Source organism: Pseudoflavonifractor phocaeensis (assembly GCF_016901955.1).
GTDB classification, from domain to species: Bacteria; Bacillota; Clostridia; order Oscillospirales; family Oscillospiraceae; genus Flavonifractor; species Flavonifractor phocaeensis_A.
The window spans coordinates 17,412-31,681 of record NZ_JACJLC010000014.1 but is presented as its reverse complement, the minus strand read 5'-3'; the positions used below and the strand labels follow the sequence as shown (position 1 = coordinate 31,681).

Annotated in this window: 16 protein-coding genes and 1 pseudogene; all 17 read left to right on the top strand. The window is 58.0% G+C overall.

Going from position 1 to position 14,270, the window contains the following annotated elements; genetic code table 11:
* Nucleotides 1-131 precede the first annotated feature (131 nt).
* The 17 genes and pseudogenes from mobQ (at nucleotide 132) to H6B51_RS04985 (ending at nucleotide 14,212) form a co-directional block, all read left to right on the top strand.
* A complete protein-coding gene (gene mobQ, locus H6B51_RS05065) occupies nucleotides 132-1,577 on the top strand; it encodes a MobQ family relaxase (protein WP_204882650.1) in 1,446 nt (481 codons plus the stop codon).
* A 99-nt stretch (nucleotides 1,578-1,676) separates the two neighbouring features.
* The gene (locus H6B51_RS05060) at nucleotides 1,677-1,847 is read left to right on the top strand and encodes a hypothetical protein (protein WP_204882649.1); all 171 of its coding nucleotides are present in this window, start codon (nucleotides 1,677-1,679) and stop codon (nucleotides 1,845-1,847) included.
* Entirely contained in the window at nucleotides 1,834-2,232 is a 399-nt protein-coding gene (locus tag H6B51_RS05055) for a cysteine-rich VLP domain-containing protein (protein WP_044992645.1), read from the top strand. Before H6B51_RS05060 ends, H6B51_RS05055 begins: the two co-directional genes overlap by 14 nt.
* A gap of 113 nt (nucleotides 2,233-2,345) precedes the next feature.
* Nucleotides 2,346-3,098: a phage replisome organizer N-terminal domain-containing protein gene (locus tag H6B51_RS05050; protein WP_110441039.1), complete on the top strand. Its 753-nt coding sequence runs from the start codon at nucleotides 2,346-2,348 to the stop codon at nucleotides 3,096-3,098.
* Nucleotides 3,095-3,958, top strand: a complete 864-nt coding sequence (locus H6B51_RS05045) for an ATP-binding protein (RefSeq protein WP_204882648.1) — start codon at nucleotides 3,095-3,097, stop codon at nucleotides 3,956-3,958. Before H6B51_RS05050 ends, H6B51_RS05045 begins: the two co-directional genes overlap by 4 nt.
* Before the next feature lie 64 nt (nucleotides 3,959-4,022).
* Nucleotides 4,023-4,193 (top strand): transposon-encoded TnpW family protein, encoded by a 171-nt coding sequence (locus H6B51_RS05040; RefSeq protein WP_178627770.1) that lies wholly within the window; start codon nucleotides 4,023-4,025, stop codon nucleotides 4,191-4,193.
* Nucleotides 4,194-4,271: 78 nt separating this feature from the next.
* Nucleotides 4,272-4,637, top strand: coding sequence for a hypothetical protein (locus H6B51_RS05035; RefSeq protein WP_204882646.1), 366 nt, complete (start codon nucleotides 4,272-4,274; stop codon nucleotides 4,635-4,637).
* A gap of 87 nt (nucleotides 4,638-4,724) precedes the next feature.
* Nucleotides 4,725-5,549 (top strand): annotated as a pseudogene (locus tag H6B51_RS05030) (VirD4-like conjugal transfer protein, CD1115 family); the annotation flags it as partial.
* A 213-nt stretch (nucleotides 5,550-5,762) separates the two neighbouring features.
* The gene (locus H6B51_RS05025) at nucleotides 5,763-5,981 is read left to right on the top strand and encodes a Maff2 family mobile element protein (protein ID WP_204882645.1); all 219 of its coding nucleotides are present in this window, start codon (nucleotides 5,763-5,765) and stop codon (nucleotides 5,979-5,981) included.
* An 83-nt stretch (nucleotides 5,982-6,064) separates the two neighbouring features.
* A complete protein-coding gene (locus tag H6B51_RS05020) occupies nucleotides 6,065-6,934 on the top strand; it encodes a VirB6/TrbL-like conjugal transfer protein, CD1112 family (RefSeq protein WP_118426164.1) in 870 nt (289 codons plus the stop codon).
* A gap of 14 nt (nucleotides 6,935-6,948) precedes the next feature.
* On the top strand, nucleotides 6,949-8,256 hold the full coding sequence (locus H6B51_RS05015) for a DNA cytosine methyltransferase (protein WP_118426165.1): 1,308 nt from the start codon (nucleotides 6,949-6,951) through the stop codon (nucleotides 8,254-8,256).
* Nucleotides 8,257-8,258: 2 nt separating this feature from the next.
* Nucleotides 8,259-8,645, top strand: a complete 387-nt coding sequence (locus tag H6B51_RS05010) for a PrgI family protein (RefSeq protein ID WP_204882644.1) — start codon at nucleotides 8,259-8,261, stop codon at nucleotides 8,643-8,645.
* A complete protein-coding gene (locus H6B51_RS05005) occupies nucleotides 8,605-11,058 on the top strand; it encodes a VirB4-like conjugal transfer ATPase, CD1110 family (protein WP_418055057.1) in 2,454 nt (817 codons plus the stop codon). Before H6B51_RS05010 ends, H6B51_RS05005 begins: the two co-directional genes overlap by 41 nt.
* Nucleotides 11,055-11,435: a DUF3851 family protein gene (locus tag H6B51_RS05000; protein ID WP_054334883.1), complete on the top strand. Its 381-nt coding sequence runs from the start codon at nucleotides 11,055-11,057 to the stop codon at nucleotides 11,433-11,435. Before H6B51_RS05005 ends, H6B51_RS05000 begins: the two co-directional genes overlap by 4 nt.
* Entirely contained in the window at nucleotides 11,428-13,161 is a 1,734-nt protein-coding gene (locus tag H6B51_RS04995; protein WP_204882643.1) for a C40 family peptidase, read from the top strand. The genes H6B51_RS05000 and H6B51_RS04995 overlap by 8 nt, the downstream gene beginning before the upstream one ends.
* A 30-nt stretch (nucleotides 13,162-13,191) precedes the next feature.
* Nucleotides 13,192-13,449, top strand: a complete 258-nt coding sequence (locus tag H6B51_RS04990) for a DUF4315 family protein (RefSeq protein ID WP_204882642.1) — start codon at nucleotides 13,192-13,194, stop codon at nucleotides 13,447-13,449.
* Nucleotides 13,439-14,212 (top strand): DUF4366 domain-containing protein, encoded by a 774-nt coding sequence (locus H6B51_RS04985; RefSeq protein ID WP_204882641.1) that lies wholly within the window; start codon nucleotides 13,439-13,441, stop codon nucleotides 14,210-14,212. Before H6B51_RS04990 ends, H6B51_RS04985 begins: the two co-directional genes overlap by 11 nt.
* Nucleotides 14,213-14,270 lie beyond the last annotated feature (58 nt).

Sequence of the window (14,270 nt, the reverse complement as noted above, 5' to 3'; positions counted from 1 at the left end):
TTGGGCTGTTGCGCTCTCCGAGCGCGATGGGGAGCTACACTCCCCAAACCCCTTGTGCGCCCCGCGCAGCCAGACACCCGCTTCGCGTCTGTCCGGCTCCACGGAGCCTGAATACCCCTCACCGAAAGGAGGTGCCACTCATAGATTTTTGCCATATCCCCGTCAGTATCATCAAGCGCAGCGAGGGCCGTTCCGCTGTTGCCGCAGCCGCCTACCGCAGCGGAACCAAGCTGACGAATGAATGGGACGGCCTGACCCATGATTACACCCGGAAGGGCGGCGTTGTCCATGCGGAAATCATGCTGCCCGCCCACGCCCCGCCAGAGTTTTCAGACCGCTCCATTCTCTGGAACAGTGTGGAGCAGATCGAGAAAGCCAGGGACAGCCAGCTTGCCCGCGAGATTGAGGCGGCCCTGCCCCGCGAACTGTCCAGGGAACAGCAGCTTGCCCTTGTCCGGGCCTATGTGAAGGACAACTTTGTGGACAAGGGGATGTGCGCCGACTTCGCCATCCATGACAAGGGAACCGGCAACCCCCATGTTCATATCATGCTGACCGTCCGGCCCCTGAAAGAAAATGGCGCATGGGGCGCGAAGTGCCGCAAGGCATACGACCTGGACGAGAACGGCCAGCGTATCCCGGACGGGAAAGGCGGCTGGAAGAACCACCGGGAGGACACCACCGACTGGAACGACAAAGGGAATGTGGAGATTTGGCGGGCTGCATGGGCGGCCTATACCAACCGGGCATTGGAGGCCGCCGGTCAGCCTGCCCTAGTAGACCACCGCAGCTACAAGCGACAGGGCATTGATAAAATCCCCTCTGTCCACCTGGGGCCAGCAGCCAGCCAGATGGAGAAGCGCGGCATCCGCACCGACAAGGGAGAAGTCAACCGGCAGATCGCCGCCGACAACAAGCTGCTTAAGGAAATCAAGGCCCGCATTACCCGCCTCTACAACTGGTCTAAGGCCGAGGCGGAGAAGCCGGAGGGCCAGCAGCCCAGCATGATGGACTTGTGGGAGGCCCAGCAGCAGCTCAAGCGGCCCGACACCCGCACCGGCAAAATCCGGGCTTTGCAGGAGAGCGCCGCCCTGTTCAGCTTTATGCAGGCAAATGAAATTAAGACCATGCAGCAGCTCCATGATAAAATCTCCGACATGAACAGTAGCTACTATGACCTGCGGGGGAAGATTGTCCAGGCCGAGCGCCGGATCGCTGTCCTCACCGAGCGCGGGGAGATGTGGGCGCAGTACAACGAGTACAAGGCTGTCCATAAGCAGCTTGCCAAGGTGAAGCCGGAGAAGCGGGAACTGTTCGAGCAGCGCCACAGCCGGGAACTGATCCTCTATGACGCGGCGGCCCGGTATCTGAAGGAACTGAAGGACAGCGGTGAAAAACTTACCCCCAAAACATGGCAGCGCGAGATTGACCTGCTGACCGCCCAGAAGCAGGTGGACACCATAGACATGAAGGCCATGCGGGAGGAACTGAAAGCCGTGGAACGGCTCCGCAAGGCCGCCGACCAACTGGCCCGGCAGGAACGGGACAAGTCCCATGACCGGGGACCGGAACGGTAAAGGGTACGGCGTTTTGGCGACCCCTTTTAGGTGCGTCGCGTTTCACGACACCCCTTTGCACAGAACTGTCAACATTCACTCACGGAAGGAGATTGCCCTATGAAGCAGATTATTTTACCCGTTACTGTCTATCTGAATATCCGCCTGCCCCTTGCCCTCTTGCAGCCGGAACCGGCAGCAGCGCCCACCGGCCCGGAGCCGGAGGCCCATGCCTGCCAGGGCTGCGGCAACTGCGGCGGGTGTGGGAAGTGCCAGCATGAAGAAAAGTAAGCCTGAACCCGTCCCCGTCATGGACTACCGCCAGTACCGCAGAGCGCGGCGGCTGGTACATGAGTGCTGCAACTATGACGGCGGCAACTGTATCGCGCTGGATGATGGGGAGGAATGTGTCTGCGTCCAGTCCATTTCCTACTCCCTGTTGTGCCGGTGGTTCCGAGCGGCGGTGCTGCCGCTGGACAGGGAACTGGAAACGGCCCTGTTCCACCGCCTGGACGCCAAACGGTGCGCCGTCTGCGGGGCGCTGTTCACCCCAGGCTCCAACCGGGCCAAATACTGCCCGGAATGTGCCGGACGCATGAAGCGTATCAAGGCCGCCCAGCGTAAGCGCAAACAGAGGGCTAAATGTCACGCTTTAGGGGCCGAAAACCCCTTGTAAATCAAGGACTTTTTCGAGGGTGTCGCTGGGGGCCTGATAGATTTATCCTCTGGCCCCCAAAACGGCCTTCTAAATGCGTACAGAAGCCCAAAACGAACCCCAAGGAGGAACCCATGTCAGACAATCGAAAATATTACTATCTCAAGCTGAAAGAAAACTTCTACAACAGCGAAACGATGGTTATTTTGGAGAGTATGCAGGATGGTCTGCTGTACTCCAATCTGCTGCTGAAAATGTACCTCATGTCACTCAAAAGCGGCGGTATCCTCATGCTCAACGACCATCTGCCCCACACGCCCCAGACCATCGCCACCTTTACCCGCCATCAGGTGGGGACGGTGGAGAGGGCCTTGAAGGTGTTCCTTGAATTTGGCCTTGTGGAAATTTTGACCGACGGGGCCTACTACATGGCCGACATCCAACTGCTGATCGGCCAGTCCTCTACCGAGGGGGAACGGAAAAAGAAAGAGCGTATGCGATTGAAGCGCCAAAAACTGCTCCCATCCGGAGGGGCGGACATTTGTCCACCATATAGCCGGGGGGACATTTGTCCACCAGAGATTAGAGATAAGAGATTAGATATTAGAGATAAGAGTATAGAGAATAGAGAGAGTGAGAGCGCCCGCGCCTATGGCCGTTACCAGAATGTTTTCCTGACAGACGAGGAACTGGCAGACTTGCAGGCCAGCTTTCCCACGGTATGGGGCCAGTACATCGAAAAGCTGTCCGAGTACATGGCCTCTACCGGCAAGCGGTATCAGAGCCATGCCGCCACCATCCGGCGCTGGGCCGGTGAGGACGCGAAGAAAGCAGCCCCGCCCACCCGAAACCGGGATTACAGCGTAAAGGAGGATGAAACCGTATGATGGAGATTACCGCAGAAATCCGGGCGCTGATCGACAAGGCAGCCGCCGGTGTGGAGCTGGCCGGGGACGAGTACATAGACCCGGCAGACGGCCTCATTCACTGTAAGAGGTGCGGCGGCCAGAGGCAGACCGTTGTGCCATGCTTTGGAAAACCGGGCTACTTCATGCCCCGCTGTATCTGCCAGTGCCAGCGGGAGGCCGAGGAACAGCGCAAGGCCGCCGAGGAACGGCAGCGCCGCATGGAGCGTATCAAGCGCCGGAAGGCCCAGGGCCTGCAAGACCGTTATCTGTACGACTACACCTTTGCCAACGACAACGGCCAAAATCCGCTGATGGACAAGGCCCGCGCCTATGTGGAGAACTGGAAGGAGGCATACAAAAACAACACCGGCCTGCTGCTGTTCGGAGATGTGGGAACTGGCAAGTCCTTTTTCGCCGGTTGTATCGCCAACGCCCTGCTTGACCGGGATGTGCCGGTGCTGATGACGAACTTTCCCACCATCCTGAACCGCCTGACCGGAATGTTTTCCGAGGACAGGGCCGACTTTATCGCCAGCTTTGACGAGTACGACCTGCTTATCATTGACGATCTGGGTGTGGAACGCAGTACCGAGTATGCGATGGAGCAGATGTTTTTCGTCATTGACAGCCGCTACCGCAGCCGCAGGCCCATGATTATCACCACCAACCTGAAGCTGGCCGAACTCAAGAACCCGCCTGACCTGGCCCACGCCCGTATCTATGACCGTATCCTGGAACGGTGCGCCCCGATCCTCTTTGCCGGGAAGAACTTCCGGGAGGAAAATGCCGGAGCCACCAAGCAGGCGGCAAAAGACATTGTAAACCGTAAGCATGAGTAATTTTGTGCCGGACGGTGCAGCCCCGCCCGGAGAAAGGAGCGCCATGAGCGAAGAAATCCGTACCATGCAGACCGCAGACACCACCCCGGCCAGAGCACCGGAGGACGCCCCCGCGCTGGTAAAGAAAATCGGAAAGACCACCTACAAAGTGCGCGTCCATTTCAGCCAGACCAGCACTGAAACCATGAGCGACAAAATCAAGCGTATGCTCAAAAACGAGATACAGCAGATGTGACCGGCTGATAAAGCCAGCCGCCTTGTGTTAAACTGATGATGGTACACACCAAAACTTTTAGCCAAGGAGGACATGAAAATGCTGTACACAGAAAAAGAGAAAACTGAGATTGAACGGGTACGAAAGGTGTTTGCCGAGCATCTTCAACAAAGCACTAATTTTGAACTGCTATGGTCTGATAAAGTGGGCTTTGTCTGGCTGGCGATTGGCCTAAACCCGCTTTATGTTGATACCGGAAGGAGGATAGAGTCTGCCGCCGATCTCTGTCACGAGTGCCTGGATGATGTTGCGATGGATGTTCTGTATATGACAGGCAACGACCACGCGATAGAAGAAGCCGACCCGCTGGAACTGGCCGAAATCAAACGGCGTTGGAAAACCTATATCGACCAGTTGCCAGAATATGCGTATCTTTGCGATGAACTGTTAAGCAGATGCAAGTAACCTCACCCACCTGAGTGTCAGGAGCATGAAAGTGCTTCTGGCACTTTTTTTGTAGCTTTTTTGTGAATTTGATTAAAAAGTCCTTGACAACTCGTTTCGGGCAAAACCGCAAAATCCATTCTGATTTCCTGCGGTGCGCGCCTCGCCGTGTTCGATATTGCGGAGCTGCGGGAGGTCACTTCCTACGACGAGCTGGAGCTGGACACCCTGGGAGACCGGAAAACCGCCCTGTTCCTCATTATGAGCGACACGGACGATAGCTTTAACTTCCTGATCTCCATGTGCTACACCCAGCTGTTCAATCTGCTCTGCGAAAAAGCGGACGATGTGTACGGAGGGCGGCTGCCGGTTCATGTGCGCTGTCTCATTGACGAGTGCGCCAACATCGGCCAGATTCCTAAACTGGAGAAATTGGTCGCCACCATCCGCAGCCGTGAGATTTCCGCCTGCCTGGTGCTGCAAGCACAGTCCCAGCTGAAAGCCATCTACAAGGACAACGCCGATACCATCATCGGCAACATGGATACCTCCATCTTCCTGGGCGGCAAGGAGCCGACCACCCTCAAGGAGCTGGCCGCCGTGCTGGGCAAGGAGACCATCGACACCTACAACACCGGGGAGAGCCGTGGGCGGGAAACCTCCCACTCGCTCAACTACCAGAAGCTCGGCAAAGAGCTTATGAGCCAGGATGAACTGGCCGTCATGGACGGCGGCAAGTGCATCCTCCAGCTGCGTGGTGTGCGGCCTTTCCTCTCGGACAAGTACGACATCACCAAGCACCCCAATTACCCATACACCGCCGACGCGGACCCCAAGAATGCCTTTGACATTGAGGCGTTCCTGTCCACCCGGCTCAAACTCAAGCCCAACGAGGTCTACGATGTGTATTCGGTGGACGCAGAGGGCGCGTAAATCTGTTCCGCTAAGAAGGGAGTGATTTTATCTATTCGCCGCAACTGCCCTTTTGGGGCCATTGGCGTACAAAGCGGACAATCACCAAAAAATAATGAAAAAAGGAGGACAGCCGGAATCAGGCCCCGGAAACCGGGTGCGGATTGTTCCGGCTTTTGTATGCCTATGAACTATGACTAAGCAATGATTCAATGATTCCGGCTCATTCTGTATATGGCATTTTTTACTCAGGCAATCACCGTTCTTCAGACCCTCGTGATCGCCCTCGGCGCTGGCCTGGGCGTGTGGGGCGTTATCAATCTGCTGGAAGGTTACGGCAACGATAACCCCGGCGCGAAGTCTCAGGGCATGAAGCAGCTCATGGCTGGCGCTGGCGTCGCCGTGGTCGGCACTATCCTCGTACCCTTGCTCTCCAGTCTGTTCCCCGCCTGATTGCTCCCGTCTTTAAGCTGTCATAAGAAATCCTTGCCGCCCCTGCCCTCAAGCGGGGGCGGCTGAAAGGAGGTTGACACCGTATGGATTTCTTACTCAATGCTCTTACTGACTGGCTCAAAGAAATGTTGGTAGGCGGCATTATGAGCAACTTATCGGGGATGTTCGATAGCGTGAACCAGCAGGTCGCAGACATTGCGACACAGGTGGGCCAGACCCCCCAGGGCTGGAACGGGAGCATTTTCAGCATGATTGAAAACCTCTCCAACTCCATCATGGTGCCGATTGCTGGCGTGATCCTGGCCATCGTGATGACGCTGGAGCTGATTCAGATGATTACCGACAAGAACAACCTGCATGATGTGGACACCTGGATGATCTTCAAGTGGGTGTTCAAATCTGCCGCCGCCATCCTCATTGTCTCCAACACCTGGAACATCGTGATGGGCGTGTTTGACGCAGCCCAAAGCGTGGTGACGCAGGCGGCGGGCATCATCGGTTCCGACGCTTCCATCGACATCTCCTCTGTCCTGACCGATATGGAGTCCCGGCTGATGGATATGGACCTGGGGCCGCTGTTTGGCCTGTGGTTCCAGTCGCTCTTTATCGGCATTACCATGTGGGCGCTTTACATTTGCATTTTCATCGTGATTTATGGCCGTATGATTGAGATTTACCTTGTGACCTCGGTGGCCCCCATCCCTATGGCCACCATGATGGGCAAGGAATGGGGCGGCATGGGCCAGAACTATCTGCGTTCCCTGCTTGCCCTGGGCTTTCAGGCATTTCTCATCATCGTCTGTGTGGCGATTTACGCTGTGCTGGTGCAGAGTATCGCCACCGAATCCGACATCATCATGGCCATCTGGAGCTGCGTGGGCTATACGGTTTTGTTATGTTTCACCCTGTTCAAAACTGGCAGCATGGCCCGTTCCATCTTCAATGCCCATTGACGGAGGTGCAGCCAATGAAACAGTTTACATTGGGCTCCCTGTTTGATGGGATTGGCGGATTCCCCTATGCCGCCTCTTTTTACAATATCCGTCCCCTGTGGGCCAGTGAAATCGTCCCCAACTGTATCAGCGTTACCAGGCGTCATTTTCCTGAGATGGAACACCTGGGGGATATTACCAGCTTACAGGGTGGTGACATCCCGCCAGTGGACATTATTTCCTTTGGCTCTCCCTGCCAAGGACTGTCTATTGCCGGGCATCGCCTGGGGCTGGCGGACCCCCGGAGCGGCCTGTTTACTGAAGCCATCCGAATTATAGACGAAATGAGGGAAAGTACCCATGGTGAATACCCAAAACTGGCCATATGGGAAAATGTGCCAGGCTCCCTATCATCAGCCGGAGGGAGTGACTTTAAGGCCGTGCTTGCGGCGTTCACAAAAGCCCAAATTCCAATGCCTGGTTTTGGACGATGGGCCAACGCCGGTATGGTACGAGGCCGAGGCGTTGACCTCGCTTGGTGCGTGTACGACGCCCAATATTTCGGAACGGCACAGCGACGCCGGCGGCTGTTCCTTGCGGCAGATTTTACAGGCCATAGTGCCGGAGAAATACTATTTGTCCCCAAAAGCCTGCGCGGGTATTTTGAGGCGGGCGGAACGCCGAGGCAAGGACTTGCCGCCTATGCTGAAGATGGCGCTGGAGCGGCAGGCATCGGGGTTGACGGCTACAACGGTCAGATAACCGGCCATGTTGCGGCAACCCTGGGGACAAACTGCGGAACTTCTACCGGACGCAACGGAATACTGGAAATTCCTGCATACATCCACCTCGAAGTTCTGAACGACCAAGGCGGATGCTCGATCAGCGTTGAAAAAACAGAATGTTCACCCACTCTCCGCAGTCAAGTCCACGGAAATCTTCCCGTCGTAGCATTGGGTTTCGATCTTCAGCAGATTACCAGCCGGGCCAACCGCTCCACCCTCAAGCCGATTCAACCCACCCTTTGCGGTGCGGGGAATCCTCATGTAATCTGTGCTTCTCCTGGGCAGGCCAATGCGGCGCGCCTGGAGGAACAGTCCCCGACATTGACCTCTGCCCATGATATACCCTATTTGATGTCCACCAACCTGCTTGTCAGGCGGATCACCCCAGTGGAGGCGGAGCGCCTGCAAGGTTTCCCTGACGGGTGGACCGAGTATGGGTCGGATGGGAAGTCCATCAGTGATTCCAGCCGCTTTCAAATGCTTGGCAACAGTGTAGCCGTTCCTTGCGTGGCTTACATCATGCAGGGAGCGGCGTTAGTTTTAGAATCGAGGTGCTAAACTTGGCCTATGTTCCGGTTCCCAAAGACCTTACGAAAGTCAAAACCAAGGTCGCGTTCAACTTAACCAAGAGGCAGCTTGTCTGCTTCGGCGGCGGGGCGCTCATCGGCGTACCGCTTTTCTTTTTGCTCCGGGGGCCTGTGGGAAACAGCGTGGCTGCCATGTGTATGATGCTGGTCATGCTGCCTTTCTTTCTGATGGCGATGTATGAGAAGCACGGCCAGCCTCTTGAGAAGATCGTGGGCAACATCATCAAGGTGGCCGTCATCCGGCCCAAGGAGCGCCCGTATAAGACCAACAATTTCTATGCCGTTCTGGAACGGCAGGAAAAACTCGACAAGGAGGTGTATGACATTGTTCACCGCAAAGAAAAACCGGCAGGCCGATAAGGATGGCAACCAGCCGCCGGTTTCCATGAAGAAACGATTATCCCGTGCAGACAGAAAACAGATTGAGGCTGCCATCGCCCGCGCCAATCGCACGGACCGGAAAGAAAAGTCGGCCCAGGACAGCATCCCCTATGAGCGGATGTGGCCGGACGGCATCTGCAAGGTGGCGGATGGCCGCTACACGAAAACCATCCAGTTCCAGGACATCAACTACCAGCTCAGCCAGAACGAGGACAAGACCGCCATCTTTGAAGGCTGGTGCGATTTCCTCAATTACTTCGACAGCTCCATCCGTTTCCAGCTGTCCTTTTTGAACCTGGCGGCGTCCCAGGAGACCTTCGCCAACAGTATCACCATTCCGGCCCAGGGGGATGACTTTGACCCCATCCGGGTGGAGTACACGCAGATGCTGCAAAACCAGCTGGCGCGGGGCAACAACGGCCTCATCAAGACCAAGTACCTGACCTTTTCCATCGAGGCCGACAGCATCCGTTCCGCCAAGCCCCGGCTGGAGCGTATCGAGACCGATGTGCTGAACAACTTCAAGCGGCTGGGCGTGGCCGCCGAGGTCCTGGACGGCAAAGCCCGGCTGGCCCAGCTCCACGCCATCTTCCACATGGACGAGCAGGCGCCGTTCCAGTTCGAGTGGGACTGGCTGGCTCCCAGCGGCCTTTCCACCAAGGACTTTATCGCGCCGTCCGGCTTCGAGTTCCGCACCGGCAAGCAGTTCCGCATGGGCAGGAAGTACGGAGCGGTCAGCTTCGTGCAGATTCTGGCCCCGGAGCTGAACGACCGGATGCTGGCGGATTTTCTCGATATGGAAAGTTCCCTCATCGTGAACCTGCATATCCAGTCGGTGGACCAGGTGAAGGCCATCAAGACGGTGAAGCGTAAAATCACCGACCTTGATAGAAGCAAGATCGAGGAGCAGAAAAAGGCCGTCCGCGCCGGGTATGACATGGACATCATTCCAAGCGACCTGGCGACCTACGGCAACGAGGCCAAGAAGCTGTTGCAGGACCTGCAAAGCCGCAACGAGCGGATGTTCCTGGTGACGTTTTTGGTGCTGAACACCGCCGACAATCCCCGCCAGCTGGGCAACAACATCTTCCAGGCCAGTTCCATCGCGCAAAAGTACAACTGCCAGCTGACCCGGCTGGATTTCCAGCAGGAGGAAGGCTTGATGTCCTCTCTGCCGCTGGGGCTGAACCAGGTGGAAATTCAGCGCGGGCTGACTACCAGCTCCACCGCCATCTTCGTACCGTTCACCACCCAGGAGCTTTTTCAGAACGGCAAAGAGGCGCTGTACTACGGCATCAACGCCCTGTCCAATAACCTCATCATGGTGGACCGCAAACTGCTGAAAAACCCCAACGGCCTGATTCTGGGTACGCCGGGCAGCGGCAAATCCTTCAGCGCCAAGCGCGAGATCGCCAACTGCTTCCTGCTGACTTCGGATGATGTCATCATCTGCGACCCGGAGGCCGAGTACGCGCCGCTGGTGGAGCGCCTGCACGGGCAGGTCATCAAGATTTCGCCCACCTCCACCAACTACATCAACCCGATGGACCTGAACCTGGACTATTCGGACGATGAAAGCCCGCTGTCGCTGAAATCCGACTTTATCCTGTCGCTGTGTGAACTGATTGTGGGCGGCAAGGACGGATTGCAGCCGGTGCAGAAAACCATCATTGACCGCTGTGTGCGGCTGGTGTATCAGGACTACCTCAACGATCCGCGCCCGGAGAATATGCCCATTCTGGAGGATTTGTACGACCTGCTGCGGGCGCAGGATGAGAAAGAGGCGCAGTACATCGCAACGGCGCTGGAAATCTACGTCACCGGCTCCCTCAACGTGTTCAACCACCGCAGCAACGTGGACATCAACAACCGCATTGTCTGCTACGACATCAAGGAGCTGGGCAAGCAGCTGAAAAAGATCGGGATGCTGGTGGTCCAGGACCAGGTGTGGAACCGCGTCACCATCAACCGGGCCGCCCGCAAGTCTACCCGCTACTACATCGACGAGATGCACCTGCTCTTGAAAGAGGAACAGACTGCCGCCTACACGGTGGAGATTTGGAAGCGGTTCCGAAAGTGGGGCGGCATTCCCACGGGCATCACCCAGAACGTGAAGGACCTGCTTTCTTCCCGCGAGGTGGAGAACATCTTTGAAAACTCCGACTTCGTGTATATGCTCAACCAGGCGGGCGGTGACCGGCAGATTTTGGCCCGGCAGCTGGGTATTTCCCCGCACCAGCTGTCCTATGTGACCCACTCCGGCGAGGGCGAGGGGCTGCTGTTCTACGGCTCCACCATCCTGCCCTTTGTGGACCACTTCCCCAAGAATACCGAACTGTATCGCATTATGACGACCAAACCCCAGGAAATGAAGGAGGCTGATGGACGATGAAACCCGAAATTCTGCATAACGACCACATGATGTTTCTGGACCGGGCGCTGGAAACCCAGCGCACCGCGCTGCTGACGGCGATGGCGGACGCCGTTTCCGAGTGCCGCACGGCGGCGGACCAGGCCGCTGAACTGACTGAAACCGGCGAAATTGGCCTGCTGCGGCTGGTGGAGATTCTGTGCGCCGCCAAGGTCCAGCGCGGGCAGGCCGGAGGTGCCGTGCTGGAGGGCACCGAGGTCCAGATTTTGGCCGACGTGGTGGCCCAGCTCTACGCCTGCCTGACCGAGTGCCGCTTTGTGGGTCCGCTGGGGCTGGCGGCCTATGCGGAGCTTTCCAGCATGGCGGCCTCCCTCATGCTGGGGGAATGGTTTGATTAAGGAACCGCGCCTGCGCTTCACCGAGGAAGAACGGGCCGACCCGGCGCTGGAAAAGCCCATCCGCAAGGCGGAGAAGGCCGCCGCCAAAGCGGACAAGGCGCAGGCAAAAATCCCGAAAAAGCAGGTCAAGCGGGCCGAGGTGGACCCCAAGACCGGCAAGGTCACGACCAAGCTGGTGCTGGAGGATAAGCCCCGGCCGCCCTCCAAACTGTCCCATACGGTGCGGGACGCGCCGGGCAACGCGGTGGCGGGTAAGCTCCATCAGGAGATCCGCAAGACCGAGGACGATAACGTGGGCGTGGAGAGCGCCCACAAGTCCGAGGAAGCCGTAGAGACCGGCGTGCATCTGGTCCGGGAGGGCTACCGCAGCCACAAACTGAAACCTTACCGCAAGGCCGCCCAGGCCGAGCGGAAGCTGGAAAAGGCCAACATCGAGGCGCTGTTCCAGAAATCCGTCTATGAAAACCCTGCGGCAACCAGTAATCCACTGTCCCGCTGGCAGCAGAAACAGCAAATCAAGAAACAGTACGCCGCCGCCAAACGGGCCGCACAGTCCGGCGGGAGCGCCGCCGGTGCCGCCCAAAAGACCGGCAAGGCGGCCAAGACGGTCAAGGAGAAAGCCCAGCAGGCCGGGGCCTATGTGATGCGCCACAAAAAGGGCTTTGGCATCGTGCTGGCGATTTTCCTGCTGGTCTGCCTGCTGCTCAACACCATGTCCTCCTGTTCCATGATGGCGCAGAGCATCGGTTCGATGATCTCCGGCACCACCTACCCCTCGGATGACCCGGAGCTGGTGGCGGTGGAGGCCGACTACGCCGCCAAGGAGGCCGCGCTGCAAGCCGAGATCGACAACATCGAGAGCAGCCACCCCGGCTATGACGAGTACCGCTATGACCTGGACATGATCGGCCACGACCCGCATGAGCTGGCGGCCTACCTGTCCGCTGTGCTGCAAGGCTACACGCGGGCAAGCGCCCAGGCGGAGCTGGAACACATCTTCGCAGCCCAATACCTGCTGACGCTGACCGAGGAAGTGGAGGTGCGCTACCGTACCGAGACCCGGACGGACAGCGAGGGCAACGAGTATGATGTGGAAGTGCCCTACAACTATTACATCTTAAATGTGACCCTCACCAGCAAGCCCATCTCCTCTGTGGCGTCAGAACTGCTGACGCCGGACCAGCTGGAGATGTACCAGGTGTACCGGCAGACGCTGGGCAACAAGCCCCTGATCTTCGGCGGCGGGTCCGCCGACACCAGCGATTCCGAGAGTTTGGCCGGTGTGGAATTTGTCAACGGCACCCGGCCCGGCAATCAGGCGGTGGTGGACATCGCCAAAAGCCAGGTGGGCAACGTGGGCGGCCAGCCCTATTGGAGCTGGTACGGCTTTACCTCCCGCGTGGAGTGGTGCGCCTGCTTCGTGTCCTGGTGCTACGGCCAGATGGGGCTGACGGAGCCGCGCTTTTCGGGTTGCCAGTCCCAGGGCATCCCCTGGTTCCAGTCGCACGGACAATGGGGCGGGCGGGATTACGCCAACATCGCCCCCGGCGACGCCATCTTCTTCGATTGGGACCTGGACGGCAGCGCCGACCATGTGGGCATCGTTGTCGGCACCGATGGCAGCCGAGTTTATACGGTCGAGGGTAACAGCGGCGACGCCTGCAAGATCAAGAGTTATTCCCTGACCTACGAGTGTATCAAGGGCTACGGCCTGATGAACTGGTAACAGAGTTTTTTCAAGAAGGAGTGATTGATTATGGCTAAGAATAAAATCCAGCGCATTGACCAGGAGATTGCCAAGGTCCGCGAGAAGATCGCGGAGTACCAGGACAAGCTGAAAACCCTGGAGGCGCAGAAAACCGAGGCGGAGAACCTGGAGATCGTCCAGATGGTGCGCGCCCTGCGGCTGACCCCGGAGCAGCTGAACGCCATGCTTTCCGGCGGCACGGCCCCCGGCATGGCCGCTGCCTCCGCCGACTACAACGAACAGGAGGACACCGACCATGAAGAATAAGAGAATTTTCAAGACCTTTTCGGCCCTCTGCGCCGCCCTGGTGCTGATGATGGGCCTTTCCGTGACTGCCTTTGCCCAGGGGACGGATCAGTCCCCGGCAGAGGACGCCACCAACGACGCCAATGTGGTGGTGGAGGAAACCGAGGACAGTCCGGCCCTGACCCCGGAGGGCAACGCTGCCCTGGTAGATGATTTCGGCGGCAACAAGCAGCTCATCACCGTCACCACCAAGGCGGGCAACTACTTCTACATCCTCATTGACAGGGCGAATGAGGACAAGGAAACTGCCGTACATTTTCTGAACCAGGTGGATGAAGCCGATTTGGAGGCGCTGATGGAGGACGAGCAGACCACTCAGGAGCAGCCCGCCACCTGTACCTGTACGGAGAAATGTGTGGCCGGTGCGGTGAACACGGCCTGCCCGGTGTGCGCCACCAATATGAGCGCCTGCACGGGCAAGGAGCCGGAACCGGAGACCCCGGAGGAAACCCCGGAGCCGGAGGAAACGGCACAGAAAACCACGGGGCTGAATCCGGCCCTGCTTTTGGCGGTACTGGCCCTGCTGGGCGGCGGCGGTGCCTTTGCCTACTTCAAATTCATCAGGAATAAGCCCAAGACCAAGGGCAACGACAATTTAGACGATTACGACTACGGCGAGGACGACACCGACCAGGAGGACGAGGACCCCTGGGAGACCGAGGAATCCGACGAGCCGGACGCTGACGGGGGCGGCGATGAGGAAAGCGAGGACAAGGCGGATTGACCCGCTTCACCGACAGCCCCTATGAACGCATGATGACACGCAGGCCGGAGGGCGGGAA

Excerpts from the sequence above, each read along its gene's own strand:
- H6B51_RS05060 (WP_204882649.1), top strand. The coding sequence starts at position 1,677 with ATGAAGCAGATTATTTTACCCGTTACTGTCTATCTGAATATCCGCCTG.
- H6B51_RS05055 (WP_044992645.1), top strand. The coding sequence starts at position 1,834 with ATGAAGAAAAGTAAGCCTGAACCCGTCCCCGTCATGGACTACCGCCAG.
- H6B51_RS05050 (WP_110441039.1), top strand. The coding sequence starts at position 2,346 with ATGTCAGACAATCGAAAATATTACTATCTCAAGCTGAAAGAAAACTTC.
- H6B51_RS05045 (WP_204882648.1), top strand. The coding sequence starts at position 3,095 with ATGATGGAGATTACCGCAGAAATCCGGGCGCTGATCGACAAGGCAGCC.
- H6B51_RS05040 (WP_178627770.1), top strand. The coding sequence starts at position 4,023 with ATGCAGACCGCAGACACCACCCCGGCCAGAGCACCGGAGGACGCCCCC.
- H6B51_RS05035 (WP_204882646.1), top strand. The coding sequence starts at position 4,272 with ATGCTGTACACAGAAAAAGAGAAAACTGAGATTGAACGGGTACGAAAG.
- H6B51_RS05025 (WP_204882645.1), top strand. The coding sequence starts at position 5,763 with ATGGCATTTTTTACTCAGGCAATCACCGTTCTTCAGACCCTCGTGATC.
- H6B51_RS05020 (WP_118426164.1), top strand. The coding sequence starts at position 6,065 with ATGGATTTCTTACTCAATGCTCTTACTGACTGGCTCAAAGAAATGTTG.
- H6B51_RS05015 (WP_118426165.1), top strand. The coding sequence starts at position 6,949 with ATGAAACAGTTTACATTGGGCTCCCTGTTTGATGGGATTGGCGGATTC.
- H6B51_RS05005 (WP_418055057.1), top strand. The coding sequence starts at position 8,605 with ATGACATTGTTCACCGCAAAGAAAAACCGGCAGGCCGATAAGGATGGC.
- H6B51_RS05000 (WP_054334883.1), top strand. The coding sequence starts at position 11,055 with ATGAAACCCGAAATTCTGCATAACGACCACATGATGTTTCTGGACCGG.
- H6B51_RS04990 (WP_204882642.1), top strand. The coding sequence starts at position 13,192 with ATGGCTAAGAATAAAATCCAGCGCATTGACCAGGAGATTGCCAAGGTC.
- H6B51_RS04985 (WP_204882641.1), top strand. The coding sequence starts at position 13,439 with ATGAAGAATAAGAGAATTTTCAAGACCTTTTCGGCCCTCTGCGCCGCC.